This window comes from Streptomyces sp. NPDC056169 (assembly GCF_042268445.1).
Classification (GTDB): Bacteria; Actinomycetota; Actinomycetes; order Streptomycetales; family Streptomycetaceae; genus Streptomyces.
Genome location: NZ_JBHJUO010000003.1, coordinates 315,707 through 331,195, shown reverse-complemented (window position 1 = coordinate 331,195; position 15,489 = coordinate 315,707). Strand labels below are relative to the sequence as shown.

The following is a 15,489-nucleotide window of genomic DNA, read 5'->3' as shown; positions in this document are numbered from 1 at the left end:
ATTCCCTGAGAAAGGGCCTCGGGAGACCGCGGGAGGTCTCAGCGGCTCACGGTTTCACGTGAAACAACGCGGCGCCGTTCTCATAGAGGACCCGCCGCAGCCAGTCGTCCCCGAGCCCGAGGCGTTCGAGGGCGTGGAGCTGGTGGGCGTACGGGTAGGGGATGTTCGGGAAGTCGGAGCCGAGGAGGATCCGGTCGCCGAGGTCGGCGAGCCGCCCGAGCTCCGTCGTGGGGAAGGGCGCGAGCCGCTCGCTGAAGTCGGTGAAGGCCATGGTGGTGTCGAGACGCACGCCCTCGTACCGCTCGGCCAGGGTGAGGAAGTCGCTGTACTCGGGCATCCCCATGTGCGCGACGATCACCCGCAGCCGGGGGTGCCGGTCGAGCAGCCGGCCCATGGGCCCGGGGCCGGTGTACTTGCCCGGGGTGGGCCCGGACCCGCAGTGCACGACGACGGGCGTACCGCAGTCGGCGAGGGTTCCCCACGCGCTGTCGAGCAGCGGGTCCGTCGGGTCGAACGCGCCGACCTGGAGGTGCACCTTGAAGACGCGGGCGCCGGCGTCGAGCGCCTCGCGGACGTACGTGTCGACGCCCGGCTCTGGGAAGAGGGTCGCGGTGTGCAGACAGTCGGGCGTGCGGGTGGCGAAGTCGGCGGCCCACGAGTTCAGCCAGGTGGCCATGCCGGGCTTGTGCGGGTAGAGCATCGCGGTGAAGGCGACGGCCCCGAAACCGCGCAGGATGGCGAGCCGGCGGTCCTCCTCCTCGCGGTAGGTGATGGGCCACTCCAGGCCCGTCAGGGGGCCGGCGGAGTCGAAGTACGCCCAGACCTTGTCGAGGACGTTCTGCGGCATGAAGTGCGTGTGCACGTCGACGAGCCCGGGAATCCCGAGCCGCGCGATCAGCGCCGGGATGTCACTCTCGCTCAAAGCTGTAGCTCCGTTCGACCTTGCCGATGTGGACGCTGTAGCTCTCGTACCAGTGCTCCCGCCCGTACGCCTTGGCCGCCTGGTGCTCGGTGTCGAGGCGCCAGGCGTCGAGGGAGTCGAGGTCGCGGAAGTAGGCGACGGTGATGCCGATGCCGCCGGGGGTACGGGCGGACTCGTAGCCGAGGAACCCGGGGATGTCCTTGACGATGTCCTGCATCCGGGTGGAGGTCTCGGCGTACCCCTCGGGCGCTTCGGGGCGGACGGAGGTGAACACGGCGGTGTAATAGGGCGGTTCCAGGCCCGCCACCAGCTTCGGAGTCATGTGATCACCCTCGTCCGGGCCGGGCCGGGATGTCCACGGGCGCAGACCAAAGGGATCCAAGACTTTACGAAGCGTCAGAAGAGCTCGCCCTGAGCGCTCTCGGACTCCGCGACGGCCACGGAGGCAACCGGCACCGAGAAGTCCTCCCCTTCCCCGACCCGCTGGAGCGCCCATCCCCCCATGAGCCGGGTGTCGAGGACGACGCAGCGCCCGCCGGGATCGAGCAGGTGCAGATCGGGCCCGGCGGCGGCGAGCAGCCGCCCCGTGACGACACCGCCGTCGACGAGTTCGGTGACCGTCCCGTCGAGCGGCGGGAGCCCGTCGAGATGGAACGCCCCGACGTGGTCACGGGGGACGAAGTCCAGCGGCTCCAGGGTCTCCGTCCAGCCGCCGACCGCCCGCGCGCTCCGGTACAGCTCCTCGACCTCCCGGGCTCGCTCCTCGGCGGGCGGCAGGACGTGCCGTACGGCCCGCTTCCGCTCGTACGCGATCCGGTCGGGCACGCCGAGCGCCTGCCGCAGCACCTCCTCGGTCCGGCGCGCGGCCATGAGGGGCCCACGCCCGAGCCAGCTGAAGGCGACGGCGCCCTGCTCCAGGAGCCGGGCCTCGCCACGGGCCTCGGCGGTGATCCCGACCTTGGTCATCCCGGGCCCGAACCAGGCGAGATAGACGCGGTAGGGCTGCGGATCGTCCAGCAGGGTGTCGGCCGCGACGGAGTGCGCCCGGTCGAGCCGCGCGCACTCACCGCACCGCCCTCCGGTGGCCCGTCCGGACACGACGGCCTCCAGGGGACAGGGATTGCCCCGGGCGCCCGGACACCGCCGCACTCCGGAGGCCCGAAAGGAAAGCCTCTGCCCTTGGACAAGAGTGCTCACCCTCCCGCCGCGCCACCGCAGCCCGGGCACTCCACCGGCCCACCCGAGCCCCCGACACCACCACTCCACCGGCCCACGCCTCCCTACCCCTGCTGTGGTGTCCAGTCTCCGCCACATCCGCTTCGAGTCCCCGACCCGAGGCCCCCGGGGCCATCACCCCGGCGCCTTCGGCCTCGCCAACGCGCTCGCCGGATAGTGGCGGCCCCCCTCAGGGCAGCACGTAGATCCGAGCCCCGTCAGGATCCGGGGCACCCACCTCGCGCATGCAGCCGCGCTCCAGAAGGATCCGGACGCAGTCGCGGACGCACTCCCCGGACAGCCCGGTGCGGCGGGTGACGTCCTGGGGCCGGTAGCGGACCCCGCCCCGCACGAGCGCGGGCGCGAGGCAGCAGGCGACGGTCCGCATGTCGCCGGTGATGGCCCAGGACTCGACGAGCTGCTGCGGGGTGAGCGCGGCGACGGCGGCGCCGGTGCGCTGCCGGGGCACCGAGAGACGCGCAAGGGAGTCGGCGGCCCTTGCGAGGTTCTCGCGTGTCTCGCGGAGCAGCTCCGCGCGGTCGACGTACTCCTCGTACACGGCGGCCTGCTCGTCGAACTCGCCCTCCAGCCGTACGAGCGCGTCGACGAGCTCCGGCGGCAGGAGGAACCCGGCGCGGACCGGCGAGGGTTCGAGCCCGTAGCCGCCGTGCCGCTGGACCGCCGTGACGACCTCCGCGACCCACGCCCGGAACGGCCCGGCCTCCGGCCTCCGGCACGCGCCCACGAGCTGGACGAGCCCCGGCAGGTTCACCATCCGCGCCGAGGCCCTGACCCCGCTGAGGGCGAGTATCGCGGCGCTCCCCGCGAGCTTCCCCGCCCCGACCAGGCACCCCTCGGGCAGCGCCACGGTCCGCAGCGCCTCCCGTGTCCCGGCGTACCCCAGCCGCTTCGCCACGTCCACGACCGGGAACCAGTGCGTCCCGTCCGGCGCGGTCAACCGCCTCAGACGCGCCCCGGTGGCGACGTGCACCATGTCATCGATGTCGATCGCATCCATCGATCATCACCTCCACCTCGCAAGCTAGGCCGAGGGCATATTCAACTGACATGCAAATCAGACAGGTTCACCCAAAAGGGGAAGGCCCCCGGGAATCCCGGGGGCCCTCACCAAACCGTCCGCTCCGCTACGTCACCGCTACTTCGCGACGAACTGCGTCAGGATCGCCTGCACCTCGTAGATGTCGACGCCCTTGGTGAAGGTCTTCTGGACGGGCACGGCGTTGCCCGAGATCCAGATCTTCAGCTCGGCGTCGAGGTCGAAGGTGCCGGCGGTCTCGACGGCGAAGTGCGTGATGCTCCGGTACGGGATCGAGTGGTACTCGACCTTCTTGCCGGTGATGCCCTGCTTGTCGACGAGCACCAGCCGCCGGTCGGTGAAGAAGATGGTGTCGCGAATCAGCAGATACGCGGCGTGCACCTGCTCCCCCTGCCCGAGCAGCCGCGCGAAGTCCTGCTGCGCCTGCGCCGGATCGATCGCGTGCGCGTTCCCGAAGAGTGCCATGCCCCTACCCCCATGGATGAAGAGAAAGAACGATCATCCGACCTGGCACCACACCAACGCAAGAGGCCCCGGACTCTCGTCCGGGGCCTCTCACCTATGTGCACTCGGCAGGATTCGAACCTGCAACCTTCTGATCCGTAGTCAGATGCTCTATCCGTTAAGCTACGAGTGCTTGTTTTGTTTTCTTGTCTCGCTCCCCGGTCTTTCGACCCGCTCGCGGCGACAGGAAGAACATTACATGACTGCCGCCGTCATGTGAAATCCATTCACCCCACCCCTTGTGACCTGCGAAAACGCCGTACGGGGGAGGTTCGGGGGGCCTGCGGTCGAGGGGTGCCGGCGGGGGTCCGAGGGGCGAGAACGCGGCGAAAGAGACCGGGGTCACATCCGCGTGCCGGTGAAGGCGGAGGCCGGGAAACGGCCGAAGCCCCGGCCGTGTGGGCCGGGGCTTCGGTAAGGGCGGAGGCGGAGGGATTTGAACCCTCGATGGGCTTTAAGACCCAAACCGCATTAGCAGTGCGGCGCCATAGACCGGACTAGGCGACGCCTCCATGCACCCCGCGCATACGCGAGTGGTGCGTGCAGATGATGACACAGGCGAACCGGCTGTCACCAATCGATTCTCACCGTACTAGGCCTCCGGGGTCCAGGGCAAAGCCCCGGGCGCCCGCGCCGCCCACCCGGCGCACCCCGCTTGCGCAACGCCCCGGCGCCCGGAGCGTTAGAGGGGGCGGGAGACGCCGTGCGTCCGCAGCACCCGTTCCCCTTCCCGTTCCCGTTCGCGTTCCCGCACTGGCAGCCCGCACCCGTGTCCGCCGCACCCGCCGTTCCTGGAGATCCGAATGTTGCGCCGTCTCGCCCTCGCGACCCTCGCCACCGCCGCCGCCGGGACCGCCGGGTTCGGCCCCCTGCCGCCGCTGACCCTGCTCTCCCCGCCCGACACGCTGACCGTGACGGTCGCGGAGAGCGGCCGTCCGGGCGTCGACGGGACGGTCGAGCTGACCTGTGACGACCGGGCCGGCGGGACGCACCCGGACGCCGAGGACGCCTGCGCACGCCTTGAGCAGTTCGCGAAGGAGGGCGTGAACCCCTTCAAGGCCGTTCCGCAGGACGCCTTCTGCACCCAGGTGTACGGCGGGGACGCCGTCGCGCACGTCACCGGCACCTGGCAGGGCCGCGAGATCGACGCCCGCTTCTCCCGCGTCAACGGCTGCGAGATCGACCGCTGGGAGAACCTCCGGCCGGTCCTGCCCGTCCTCGGGCAATGACGCCGGCATGGGTGCTGCCAATGAACGGCGGGCGGCGGCTCCCTTAGACTCCCTCCGTGACAGGCTGCGGCCCGAGGGGCAAGATGGGGCCCGCCTGCCGACAGGCAAGCACGTGCAGTGGGTCAGGGAGGAACCGTCGTCGTGAGCAGCAGGCCATCCCGAGGCGCTGCTCGCCTCGCAGCCATACTCGACGCCCTCCCCGACGGCCTCGTGCTGGTCAACTGCAACGGCACGGTCGTCAACGCCAACACGATCGCCCTCGGCATGTTCGAGACCCCCGGCACCGCGCTCGTCGGCCGTGGCCTGCTCGATCTGCTGCCCGGCTTCGACTCGCGCCTCATCCCCGGCTCCATGCGCCGCCCCGAGGGCACCGACGAGCGGGGCCGCACCAAGCCGACCCGGATGATCGCCCGCCGCACCGACGGCAGCGAGTTCCCCGTCGAGGTGACCAGCGCCAGCCTGGAGGACGGCCGCGAGGCCTACGACTCGTACAGCGGGTACACCGGCGACGAACTGCTCATGCTCGTCGTACGGGACCTCACCGGCACCCTCGACACCGAGGCCGAACTCGCCCGCTCCCAGCGCCAGACCGAGATGATCCTGCGCGCCGCGTCCGAGGGCGTCGTCGGCACGGACACCGACGGCCGGGTCGTCCTCGTCAACCCCGCCGCCGCGCAGATCCTCGGCTACCGCGCCGGTGAGCTCGGCGGGCAGGAGCTGCACCCGCTGATCCTCGCCACCCGCGCCGACGGCGAGCCCTTCCCGTACGAGGAGTCGCCGCTCGCCGACACCCTCAAGTCCGGGCGCAAGCACCGGGTCCGCGGGCAGGTGCTGTGGGCGAAGAAGGGCGACCGGGTGCCGGTCGACCTCACGACCGCTCCCGTCCGGGACGGGGACCAGCTCGTCGGCGCCGTGATGACCTTCGCCGACCGCAGGCCGTACGAGCAGCTCGCCGAGGAGCACGCCGCCGAGCTCGCCGACCGCGCCGAGCGCCACGCGGCCGAACGGGAGGCGCAGCAGGAGCGGTACGCCTCGCTGGCCGCCCGGCACGAGCAGCTGACCGCCGTCCTCGCCGAGTCGCTGCGCGGGCCCCTGGAGGAGCTGCGCACCCGGCTGGGCGCGCTCGCCGCCGACGACGCAGGGCAGCTGTGGCCCGAGGCCAACCAGGTGCTGCACCATCTGACCGCCGGATACGCCCGGATGACGGCCCTCGTGGACAACGTCCTGGGCTACCAGCGCCTGGACGCGGGCGAGGAGGAGCTCGACCGGCGGGTCGCGCTGCTCGACGGGGTCGTGACGGCCGGCATCGACGCGGCCGTCGAGCTGATCGGGCCCGGCCGCGCGCAGTTCGCCGTGCACGCGCCGCCGATCGAGGCCGAGGTGGACCCGGACCGGCTCGCGACCGCGCTCGCGCATCTCGTCGCGGACGTCGCCGGCGTCGACGCGACCGGCAAGAACAGGGCCGCCGCGCAGGGCGCCGGGCCGGCCGACTCCACGATCGTCGTCGCGGCCGCCCAGCGCGGAGACGTCGTACGCATCGAGGTCCGCGGCCCGTACGCGGGCGGCGACCCGGTCCACGGGCCGGTCGTGCGCGGGATCGTGGCGGCGCACGGCGGTGTCGTGCAGACCCACGAGGTCCCGGGGACGAGCGGCGGCGCGTACGTCCTCGAAGTCCCGGTCGGGGCAGGGCGGGGAACGGTCCCCGCGTCTGCTCCCGCACCCGCGTCTCTTCCCGTTCTCTCATCCGATTCGCCGTCGCAGGACGCCGGTGTACGGGACGTTCCCGCGCTGCCCGCGCAGGCCACGGGCGCGGAGGGGGAGACCTCGGGCGGCGGACGTCGCCGGGCCCGGCGCGCCTCCACGGACGCCTTCCTGGAGAGCCCGGTCGCCGCGGAGGGTGCCGAGGCCGGCGGTCGCCGCCGTGCCCGTACGGGAGAGTCGTCCGGTCACGCCGAACTGATCCCCGCCCAGCAGAACGCCGCCGTGGCCGCGCTTCCGGCGTCGGTTGCGGGTTCGGGTTCCCCTGTCGGTGGGCCCGCCGCCGAGCCCACCGGGCGCCGTCGGGGCCGTCCCGCCGAGGGGTCCGTGGTGACCGCCGCCGAGGGCGCGCAGGGGCGGGCCGCGCTGGGCGCCGCCGTGCCGCCGCAGGGTGTCGCCGCCGACGGGCACGTGAACGCGCCCGTGTCCGCCCACGGCCCCGCGCTGGCCCTGCCCGCCGTCGCCTCCGGTGACGTGCCCGCCGACCCGCCGAGCGGACGCCGCCGGCGGGCGCTGGCCGCCGCGCAGGAGCGGGCCGCAGCGGCCGAGGCCGGGCCCCGGACGCCGTTCGCGCTCCCGCCGGCCGACGCCGACCGCCCCGATGCCGACCCCGTCCCGGGCGCTCCGGCCCCGGCCCCCGTGGCGGTTCCGGCGGCCGGCGCCGCGCTGCCCGTCTCCGACGAGGGGCAGCACGAGGCCGTACGCGGTGTCCCGGGCTCCGACCACACGCCCCCGCAGCCCCATCCGCACCTCGCGTCGCAGCCTCAGCCGCTGCCCGAGCCGAGCGGTCGCCGCCGGGCCATGGCGCCGCCGGCGCCCGTGCCGTCGTCGGCGACCCCGCTGCCGGGTGCCGTCCCGGCCCCCGCGGCCGCCCCGCTGCCCGCGCCGCAGAGCGGCACCGGTTCCGGGACGGGCACCGGCTCCGTACCGCTGCCGCCCGAGCTGCCCATGCCGAAGGACTCGACGCAGGGGCGGGCGTTCAGCGTGCGCACCCTCGGGCAGGGCGTTCCCTTCGTCCCGCCGGCCGCCGCGTCCGCCACGTCCGTCGCTCCGGCGGCCCCCGTAGCGCCCGTCGCCCCGGTGGCCCCTCCCGCCCCCTCCGTACCCGCCGCCCCGGCGGCCCCCGCGCCCTCCAACGGTTCCGGGCGGCGGCGCAAGCTCGCCACCCCGCCGGAGGTCGACCCGCCGGCCCCGTCGGCCCCGTCGGCTCCGTCGGCGCTCCCCGTACCGGCCGCCGCCGAGAACGCGGCCAAGCAGCACCCGCAGTCCTCCCCCGAGGCCGCGCTCGGGCTCTCCCCGGCCGCCCCCGAGGGCCGCGCCTATGCCATAGGGGCGCCCGCGGAGGGCTCCGCCGAAGGTCCCGAGCCGCTCGACGGCCCCGGTGGCGCGGTCGAGGTCGCCAACCGTCCCGCTCCGCGGCCCGTCGACGACGAGCTGCCCCCCGAGCCGCTCGACAACCCGCGCCGGCTGCTCGTCTGGCCCGCGCCCGACGTCTCCACCCAGCAGGCGCTCAGCGACCGCGGCTACCGCCCCGTGATCGTGCACTCCCGCGAGGAGGTCGACGCCCAGATCGCCGCCTTCCCCGCCGCGCTCTTCGTCGACCCGCTGACCGGCCCCATCACCCGTACCGCCCTCCAGTCGCTGCGGCAGGCCGCCGTCGCCGCCGAGGTGCCGGTGCTGCTCGCGGCCGGTCTCGGGCAGGCGACCCGGGAGGCCGCGTACGGCGCCGACCCCGCCGTACTCCTCAAGGCGCTCGCGCCCCGCGACAGCGAGCAGCACCCGTCGCGGGTCCTGCTGATCGAGGAGCACGACGACATCGCGGAGGCGCTCGCCGCCACTCTGGAGCGGCGCGGCATGCAGGTCGCCCGCGCGGCCACGGACACCGAGGCGGTCACGCTCGCCACGCAGACCCGGCCGAACCTCGTCGTGATGGACCTGATGCAGGTACGCCGCCGCCGGGCCGGGATCATCGACTGGCTGCGCGCGAACGGGCAGTTGAACCGCACCCCGCTCGTCGTCTACACCTCGGCCGACCTGGACGAGGAGGAGCTGCCGACGCTGTCCTCCGGCGAGACGGTCCTCTTCCTCGCCGAGCGGTCGAACAGCACCGAGGTCCAGGCCCGGATCGTCGACCTGCTCGCGAAGATCGGCACCAACTAGTCCGGTACCGACTGGTCCGGCACCGGCCGGTCCGGCACCGGCCGGTCCGGCACCGACCGGCCGTACCGACACGGGTGAGGGGGAGGGCCGCCAAGCCCTCCCCCTCACCCGTTTCCGTCCCTACAGCCGGCCGGCTTACAGCTGCGTCACGTCCAGCTCGCCCTCCGCGTACTGCCTGCGGATGACCTTCTTGTCGAACTTGCCGACGCTCGTCTTCGGCACCGCCGGCACGATCGCCCAGCGCTCCGGCAGCTGCCACTTGGCGATGCCGCCCTCGCTCGCGAGGAAGGACCGCAGCGTCTCGTAGTCCGCCGTGGCCCCCTCCTTGAGGACGACCGTCGCGAGCGGCCGCTCGCCCCACTTGTCGTCCGGCACGGCGACGACGGCGGCCTCGGCGACCTCCGGGTGCGCCATGAGGGCGTTCTCCAGGTCGACGCTCGAAATCCACTCGCCGCCGGACTTGATGACGTCCTTCGCCCGGTCGGTGAGGGTGAGGTAGCCGTCGGGGCTGATCACACCGACGTCGCCCGTCTTGAGCCAGCCGTCCTCGCTGAACTTGTCGGCCGGGCGGATCTCCTCGCCGTCGGCACCGCCGAAGTACGAGCCCGCGATCCAGGTGCCGCGCACCTCCAGCTCGCCGGCCGACTCACCGTCCCAGGGCAGGTGATCGCCGCCGGGGCCGACGAGCCGCGCCTCGACACCGGCGGGGAAACGTCCCTGCGTGACCCGGTACGGCCACTCCTCCTCGGCGCTCAGACCGGCCGGCGGGTGGGCCATCGTGCCCAGCGGGGAGGTCTCGGTCATGCCCCAGGCGTGGCAGAGACGGACGCCGAGCCGGTCGTACGCCTCCATGAGGGAGGGCGGGCAGGCCGCGCCGCCGATGGTGACCTGGGCCATCGAGGAGAGGTCGCGGGGGTTCGCGGTGACCTCGGCGAGCAGGCCCTGCCAGATGGTGGGGACGGCCGCCGCGTGGCTCGGCCGCTCGCGCTCGATCATGTCGGCGAGCGGGGCCGGCTGGAGGAAACGGTCCGGCATGAGCATGTTGATGCCGGTCATGAAGGTGGCGTGCGGGAGGCCCCAGGCGTTCACGTGGAACTGCGGCACGACGACGAGGGTCGTGTCCTTGTCGGTCAGGGCCATCGACTCGGCCATGTTCACCTGCATGGAGTGCAGGTAGATCGAACGGTGGGAGTAGACGACGCCCTTGGGGTCCCCGGTGGTGCCGGAGGTGTAACACATGGCCGCGGCGGAACGCTCGTCGAGATCGGGCCAGTCGTACGTGGTCGGGCGGCCGGCGATCAGCTCCTCGTAGTCGTGCACGCGCGGCGCGGCGCCGTCCAGTACGGAACGGTCGCCGGGGCCCGCGACGACGACGTGCTCGACCGTCGGAAGGTGCGGGAGCAGCGGGGCGAGGAGCGGCAGCAGCGAGCCGTTGACGAGCACGACCCGGTCGTCGGCGTGGTTGACGATCCACACCAGCTGCTCGGGGGGAAGACGGAGGTTGAGGGTGTGGAGGACCGCGCCCATCGAGGGGATCGCGAAGTACGCCTCGACGTGCTCGGAGTTGTTCCACATGAGGGTGGCGACCCGCTGGTCGCCGGTGACGCCGAGTTCGTCGCGCAGGGCGTTGGCCAGCTGGTGCGCGCGGGCTCCGGCCTCCGCGAACGTGCGGCGCTGCGGCTCGGGCTCGCCCGTCCAGGTGGTGATGGTGGACTTTCCGTGGATCGTCATCCCGTGCTTGAGGATGCGGCTCACGGTCAGCTGTACGTCCTGCATGGTGCTGTACACGGGGCGTCCTCCCGGTGGGCGCTACGTGGCAGAAAGGGTGGGGAGATTCTGCGCACGTACCGCGCGGTATGTCACTACCCGGGAGTACGTAAATTGCCAGTGATCACTGGCGGTAGTTGCTCTTCCCCTGATCACTCAGGGCGTCTTCACCGTACGGGGGTCAGCTCCGGGTCCTCGCGGAGCTTGCCGAGCGCTCGCGACACCGCGCTCTTGACCGTGCCGACCGAGACCCCGAGGACCTCCGCGGTCTGGGCCTCGCTGAGGTCCTCGTAGTACCGCAGGACCACCATCTGACGCTGCCGCTCCGGCAGCTTCATCACCGCGCGCCACATCGCGTCGTGCAGCACCTGGCGGTCGGCCGGGTCGGGCTCCGGCAGACCGGTCGGCTCCGGCAGCTCCTCGCAGGCGAACTCGTCGACCTTGCGCTTGCGCCACTGCGACGTACGGGTGTTCAGCAGCGCGCGGCGGACGTAGCCGTCCAGGGCGCGGTGGTCCTCGATGCGCTCCCAGGCCACGAAGGTCTTGGTGAGCGCGGTCTGGAGGAGGTCCTCGGCGTCGCAGGGGTTGGCGGTCAGGGAGCGCGCCGTACGCAGCAGCACGGGACCACGCGCCCGGACGTACGAGGAGAACGACGGGTACGGCACGTGGCCGAGGGCGGCCTTCGAGGCGCCGGTGCAGACGGGGCCAGAGGGTGGCGGAGTCATGCCTCCACGCTAGAAGCGGACGTTGCCCGGCGGATCGGCCCCAGGTCCCGAACCGGGGTCCGCCTCAGGTTGGAGGAACCGCGCCGCCAGGACCTTCTCTGGGTGGAGTCGCCCCGCCGATGGCCTCAGGGTCGAGACCGGGTCGAACCAGGGTCGGGGGGAGGTTGCGGCGGGGTCGGGGCGGGTTGAGGCGAGGTCGGAGCCGGGCCGAGACGGGTGCGGGGGGGCGGGTGCGGGGCGGGTGCGGGGGGGGCGGGTGCGGGGCGGGTGCGGGGGGGGTGCGGGGGGGTGCGGGGGGGGTGCGGGGGGGGCGGGTGCGGGGTCAGATGCCGGGCGCCGTTACGCGGGCGACCGGCGCGTCCACCGCGTTGCGGTCGATCAGCATCCGGCGGCCTCCGTACGTCTCGGCGACGTTCCCCACGTACTGGTGGATCCGGGCGTGCGGCATCCAGGCATCCGGGTGCAGCGACGTCTCCTCGTACAGCGCGGGCACGCCACGCCAGCGCGCGAACCACAGCACGGACGGCAGGTCCGCCGTGCCCGCCTTCCGCGCCCCCTCGATGTGCCGGATGCCGGTGTCGGCGCTGCTGTAGTAGCCGGGCAGATAGCCGAGGCGCCGCACCTCGCGGTTCCAGGCGCGGACGAAGGAGAGGGTGGTGGCGGCACAGCTCGTGTCCTCCACCTGGAAGGACTCGATGTCCAGGTAGAGCGGGCTGCTCGTGCCGATCCCCAGGGCCCGCGCCGCCCGCACCGCGTCGCCCGCCTCCCGGGTGCCCTGGCTCCAGGGGGTGCTGCCGATGGCGTACGGCCGCTTCGCGGCGGCGTAGACGCACGGCGCCTGGGAGCCGACGAAGAGCGGCAGCAGCCGCCAGCCCATGGCGTGGGCCGACGCGACCCAGGCGGGGGTCAGCTCCTTCTGGGTGGGACAGCCCCGTCCCCGGCCCCCGAAGTAGACGCCGACGGCCCGGTACGGGGAGCTGAGCCAGGCCTTCATCACCGTGAGGGACGGCGCCTCACAGGTGTCGAAGGCCTTGCCCGCGAAGTGCGGCGCGGGCGCGAGCCTGGATGCGGACGCGAACGTCGGTGCGGGTTCGCGTGCGAGTTCGGGGTCGAGTGCGGGGTCGGGTGCGGGTTCGGGTGCGGGTGCGGGTTCGCGTACGGGCGCGGGAGCGCCGGCGGCGGGTGCGGCCGGGGCGGGGGCCGAGGCCGGCGGGGAGGCCACGGCCTTGGCGGGGGTCGGTCCGGCGAGGAGGGCCGCGCCGGCCAGCGCCACCACCAGCGCGGTGACCACGGTCCGCGCCCCGGGAGGCGGCGCGGACCGTGCGTACGGCGGACGGACGGGCGACGGCGACGACGGCGACAGCATCGGCGGCAGCACCGGGGACGGCGACAGTGACGGCGACGGCGAGCGCGGGGGTGGCGCGTGAGTGCTCATGGCGCGAGTGAAGAGCCGCCCGCCCCGCCCGGCCACCGCTGGGGCCGTCGCGTCAGCCGTCCGTGCCCAGGATCAACCCGGACGTGGGAACCCCCGTGCCCGCCGTGACCAGAGTCCGGGCCGCGCCGGGTATCTGGTTCACCGAGGTACCGCGCAGTTGCCGCACCGCCTCCGCGATGCCGTTCATGCCGTGCAGATAGGCCTCGCCGAGCTGGCCTCCGTGGGTGTTCAGCGGTATCGCGTCGGCCGCGACGAAGTCCGCCGCCTCCCCGGGACCGCAGAAGCCGAACTCCTCCAGCTGCATCAGCACGAACGGGGTGAAGTGGTCGTAGAGGATCGCCACGTCGATGTCGTCCGGTGCGAGGCCCGCGGTCCGCCAGAGCTGCCGGGCGACCACGCCCATCTCCGGCAGCCCGGTCAACTCGTCCCGGTAGAAGCTGGTCATGGCCTCCTGCTTCCGTCCGGCGCCCTGCGCCGCCGCCAGGATCACGGCGGGCGGCCGGGGCAGGTCCCGGGCGCGCTCGACGGAGGTGACGACGATCGCCTGGCCGCCGTCGGTCTCCTGGCAGCAGTCGAGGAGCCGCAGCGGCTCGACGATCCAGCGCGAGGCGGCGTGGTCGGCGAGGGTGATCGGCTTCCCGTGGAAGTACGCGGCGGGGTTGCGGGCCGCGTGCCGCCGGTCGGTCACGGCGACGTGGCCGAAGGCGTCCGGGGTGAGCCCGTAGGTGTGGAGGTACCGCTGGGCGGCCATCGCGACCCAGGAGGCCGGGGTGAGCAGCCCGAAGGGAAGCTGCCAGCCGAGCGCGGCGCCCTCGGCGGAGGGCTCGCGCTGCTGGACGCCGGAGCCGAAGCGGCGCCCGGAGCGCTCGTTGAACGCCCGGTAGCAGACGACGACTTCGGCGACCCCGCTCGCGACGGCGAGCGCGGCCTGCTGGACGGTGGCGCAGGCGGCCCCGCCCCCGTAGTGGATGCGGGAGAAGAAGGACAGCTCGCCGATGCCGGCGGCCTGGGCGACGGTGATCTCGGGGTTGGTGTCCATGGTGAAGGTGACCAGGCCGTCGACGTCGCCGGGGGTCAGTCCGGCGTCGTCGAGGGCGGCCCGTACCGCCTCGACGGCGAGGGAGAGTTCGCTGCGGCCCGAGTCCTTGGAGAACTCCGTCGCCCCGATGCCGACGACGGCCGCCCGCCCGCCGAGGCTGTCCCTGGTGCGGACGCTCATCGCGCCACCTCCACGGTGACGGTCCCCGTGACGTGGTGCCCCAGGCCGTTGGCCCCGACGACCCGGACCGTGGCCGTGTCGCCGGCCACCTCGGTGACCGTCCCGGTCAGGGTCATCGTGTCCCCGGGGTAGTTGGGGGCGCCGAGCCGGATGGCGACCCGGCGGAGGGCCGCACGGGGGCCGAAGTGGTCCGTGATGTACCGGCCGACGAGCCCGTTGGTCGTGAGGATGTTCATGAAGATGTCCGGGGAGCCCTTCTCCCGGGCCAGTTCGGCGTCGTGGTGCACGTCCTGGTAGTCGCGGGAGGCCACGGCCCCGGCGACGATCAGGGTGCGGGTGATCGGGATCGACAGCGGCGGCAGCTCGTCCCCGGGCTTCATGACAGGTCTCCCTTCGCGAGCAGGTCGCCGAGTTCGGCGAGGAGTTCGGTGCCGCAGCCCAGATAGGCGTCGAGCTGGCGGCCCCAGAGGAAGTGCCGGTGGACGGGGTGGTCGAGGTCGGCGCCCATGCCGCCGTGGAGGTGCTGCCCGGTGTGGACGACCCGCTTGCCCGCCTCGGACGCCCACCAGGCGGCGGTCAGGGCGGCCCCGGTGGCGTCCAGGCCCTCGTCGTGACGCCAGGCCGCCTCGTAGGCCGTGACCCGGATGGCCTCGGTGTCCATGTGGGCGTCGGCGGCCCGCAACTGGACCGCCTGGTGGGTGGAGAGCGGGCGCCCGAACTGCTCCCGTACGGAGGTGTACTCCACGGCCCGGGCGAGGGACCCCGCGCACACCCCGGCCTGGAGCCCGGCGAAGGCGACCCGGGCGGCGGCCAGCACGTCCTCGTAGGCTCCGGGGCCGGTCCCCAGCCGCTCCCCCGCCGCCCCGTCGAGCACGAGCCGCCCCGCCGACCAGGGCGCGGTGAGCTCGACGGGCTCGATCCGGGCCGCGTCCTCGGTGCGGACGAGCCACAGTCCGCGCTCCGCGTCCGGTACGAGGACATGGGTGGCGTCCCTGAGCCACGGCACCCAGTCGACGACCCCGTCGAGCCGCCCCTCGCCCGACGCGACCGAGCCGGACGACGTGACCGAGCCGGACGCCTCGACCGAGCCGGACGCCTCGACCGAGCCGGTCGACGCGACCGAGCCGGACGCCGCGACCCCGCCGGTAGCGGGGAGCGCGCCCGTCACCACCGTCGTCCCGTCGCGGAGGCCCGGCAGGAGCCGGGCGCGCTGTTCCTCGGTGCCGTGCCGGGCGACGGCGAGGATCCCGTACACACAGCTCGCGGCGAAGGGGACCTGTGCGGTCGTGCGCCCCTGCTCCTCCAGGAGGAGGACGAGGCCGAGCAGCCCGGTCTCCTCGACGGCGCCGGGGAGTCCCGCCGCGCAGAGGGCCTTCCACAGCTCGGCGTCGCTGCCGGTGCCGGCGGCCGCGAGCCGCTCGTGGGTGGCGAGGTCGCCGAAGATCCGCGCGGCCAGGTCCCGGGCGGCCTCCTGCTCCTCGGTGGGGGTGAAGTCCAT

General features: G+C 73.5%; 14 protein-coding genes and 2 tRNA genes. 3 read left to right on the top strand and 13 right to left on the bottom strand.

Annotated features, from left to right (window positions below):
* Nucleotides 1–46: 46 nt before the first annotated feature.
* The 7 genes from ACFC0G_RS06495 to ACFC0G_RS06465 all read right to left on the bottom strand — a co-directional run bounded on the left by ACFC0G_RS06495 (nt 47) and on the right by ACFC0G_RS06465 (nt 4,210).
* The gene (locus ACFC0G_RS06495) at nt 47–922 is read right to left on the bottom strand and encodes an amidohydrolase family protein (protein ID WP_376398110.1); all 876 of its coding nucleotides are present in this window, start codon (nt 920–922) and stop codon (nt 47–49) included.
* The gene (locus tag ACFC0G_RS06490; RefSeq protein ID WP_376398107.1) at nt 909–1,244 is read right to left on the bottom strand and encodes an antibiotic biosynthesis monooxygenase family protein; all 336 of its coding nucleotides are present in this window, start codon (nt 1,242–1,244) and stop codon (nt 909–911) included. The genes ACFC0G_RS06495 and ACFC0G_RS06490 overlap by 14 nt, the downstream gene beginning before the upstream one ends.
* A 74-nt stretch (nt 1,245–1,318) precedes the next feature.
* Nucleotides 1,319–2,236 (bottom strand): DUF2797 domain-containing protein, encoded by a 918-nt coding sequence (locus ACFC0G_RS06485; RefSeq protein WP_376398104.1) that lies wholly within the window; start codon nt 2,234–2,236, stop codon nt 1,319–1,321.
* A gap of 91 nt (nt 2,237–2,327) precedes the next feature.
* Entirely contained in the window at nt 2,328–3,155 is an 828-nt protein-coding gene (locus tag ACFC0G_RS06480) for a Bro-N domain-containing protein (RefSeq protein WP_376398101.1), read from the bottom strand.
* Nucleotides 3,156–3,293: 138 nt separating this feature from the next.
* Entirely contained in the window at nt 3,294–3,659 is a 366-nt protein-coding gene (locus tag ACFC0G_RS06475; protein WP_024756150.1) for a PH domain-containing protein, read from the bottom strand.
* Nucleotides 3,660–3,758: 99 nt separating this feature from the next.
* A tRNA-Arg gene (locus tag ACFC0G_RS06470) sits at nt 3,759–3,831 on the bottom strand.
* Nucleotides 3,832–4,119: 288 nt separating this feature from the next.
* Nucleotides 4,120–4,210, bottom strand: a tRNA-Ser gene (locus tag ACFC0G_RS06465).
* Between the two features lie 291 nt (nt 4,211–4,501).
* Here ACFC0G_RS06465 and ACFC0G_RS06460 point away from each other — a divergent pair.
* Nucleotides 4,502–4,927: an SSI family serine proteinase inhibitor gene (locus ACFC0G_RS06460; protein WP_376398097.1), complete on the top strand. Its 426-nt coding sequence runs from the start codon at nt 4,502–4,504 to the stop codon at nt 4,925–4,927.
* Nucleotides 4,928–5,068: 141 nt separating this feature from the next.
* A complete protein-coding gene (locus ACFC0G_RS06455) occupies nt 5,069–8,845 on the top strand; it encodes a PAS domain-containing protein (RefSeq protein WP_376398094.1) in 3,777 nt (1,258 codons plus the stop codon).
* A gap of 135 nt (nt 8,846–8,980) precedes the next feature.
* On the opposite strand, the gene ACFC0G_RS06450 is transcribed toward ACFC0G_RS06455, so the two are convergent.
* The 3 genes from ACFC0G_RS06450 to ACFC0G_RS06440 form a co-directional block, all read right to left on the bottom strand.
* The gene (locus ACFC0G_RS06450; protein WP_376398091.1) at nt 8,981–10,633 is read right to left on the bottom strand and encodes a long-chain fatty acid--CoA ligase; all 1,653 of its coding nucleotides are present in this window, start codon (nt 10,631–10,633) and stop codon (nt 8,981–8,983) included.
* A 146-nt stretch (nt 10,634–10,779) separates the two neighbouring features.
* Nucleotides 10,780–11,337 carry a SigE family RNA polymerase sigma factor gene (locus ACFC0G_RS06445; RefSeq protein WP_317597343.1) on the bottom strand — a complete coding sequence of 186 codons (558 nt, stop codon included), beginning with the start codon at nt 11,335–11,337 and terminating at the stop codon, nt 10,780–10,782.
* 322 nt (nt 11,338–11,659) lie between these two features.
* Nucleotides 11,660–12,628: a DUF1906 domain-containing protein gene (locus tag ACFC0G_RS06440; RefSeq protein ID WP_376398087.1), complete on the bottom strand. Its 969-nt coding sequence runs from the start codon at nt 12,626–12,628 to the stop codon at nt 11,660–11,662.
* Between ACFC0G_RS06440 and ACFC0G_RS06435 the strand changes: the two genes are divergently transcribed.
* Nucleotides 12,621–12,764, top strand: coding sequence for a hypothetical protein (locus ACFC0G_RS06435; protein WP_376398084.1), 144 nt, complete (start codon nt 12,621–12,623; stop codon nt 12,762–12,764). The two genes, ACFC0G_RS06440 and ACFC0G_RS06435, sit on opposite strands and share 8 nt — an antisense overlap.
* 60 nt (nt 12,765–12,824) lie before the next feature.
* Here the strand turns inward: ACFC0G_RS06435 and ACFC0G_RS06430 are convergent, their stop codons facing one another.
* The 3 genes from ACFC0G_RS06430 to ACFC0G_RS06420 are packed head-to-tail and all read right to left on the bottom strand — an operon-like array spanning nt 12,825 to nt 15,489.
* A complete protein-coding gene (locus tag ACFC0G_RS06430; RefSeq protein WP_376398082.1) occupies nt 12,825–13,991 on the bottom strand; it encodes a lipid-transfer protein in 1,167 nt (388 codons plus the stop codon).
* Nucleotides 13,988–14,371, bottom strand: coding sequence for a MaoC family dehydratase (locus ACFC0G_RS06425; RefSeq protein ID WP_376398079.1), 384 nt, complete (start codon nt 14,369–14,371; stop codon nt 13,988–13,990). Before ACFC0G_RS06425 ends, ACFC0G_RS06430 begins: the two co-directional genes overlap by 4 nt.
* Nucleotides 14,368–15,489, bottom strand: coding sequence for an acyl-CoA dehydrogenase family protein (locus ACFC0G_RS06420; protein ID WP_376398076.1), 1,122 nt, complete (start codon nt 15,487–15,489; stop codon nt 14,368–14,370). The genes ACFC0G_RS06425 and ACFC0G_RS06420 overlap by 4 nt, the downstream gene beginning before the upstream one ends.

Coding starts and splice junctions, on each gene's coding strand:
- ACFC0G_RS06490 (WP_376398107.1), bottom strand. CDS start 1,244: ATGACTCCGAAGCTGGTGGCGGGCCTGGAACCGCCCTATTACACCGCC.
- ACFC0G_RS06485 (WP_376398104.1), bottom strand. CDS start 2,236: ATGTGGCGGAGACTGGACACCACAGCAGGGGTAGGGAGGCGTGGGCCG.
- ACFC0G_RS06480 (WP_376398101.1), bottom strand. CDS start 3,155: ATGGATGCGATCGACATCGATGACATGGTGCACGTCGCCACCGGGGCG.
- ACFC0G_RS06475 (WP_024756150.1), bottom strand. CDS start 3,659: ATGGCACTCTTCGGGAACGCGCACGCGATCGATCCGGCGCAGGCGCAG.
- ACFC0G_RS06460 (WP_376398097.1), top strand. CDS start 4,502: ATGTTGCGCCGTCTCGCCCTCGCGACCCTCGCCACCGCCGCCGCCGGG.
- ACFC0G_RS06445 (WP_317597343.1), bottom strand. CDS start 11,337: ATGACTCCGCCACCCTCTGGCCCCGTCTGCACCGGCGCCTCGAAGGCC.
- ACFC0G_RS06430 (WP_376398082.1), bottom strand. CDS start 13,991: ATGAGCGTCCGCACCAGGGACAGCCTCGGCGGGCGGGCGGCCGTCGTC.
- ACFC0G_RS06425 (WP_376398079.1), bottom strand. CDS start 14,371: ATGAAGCCCGGGGACGAGCTGCCGCCGCTGTCGATCCCGATCACCCGC.
- ACFC0G_RS06420 (WP_376398076.1), bottom strand. CDS start 15,489: ATGGACTTCACCCCCACCGAGGAGCAGGAGGCCGCCCGGGACCTGGCC.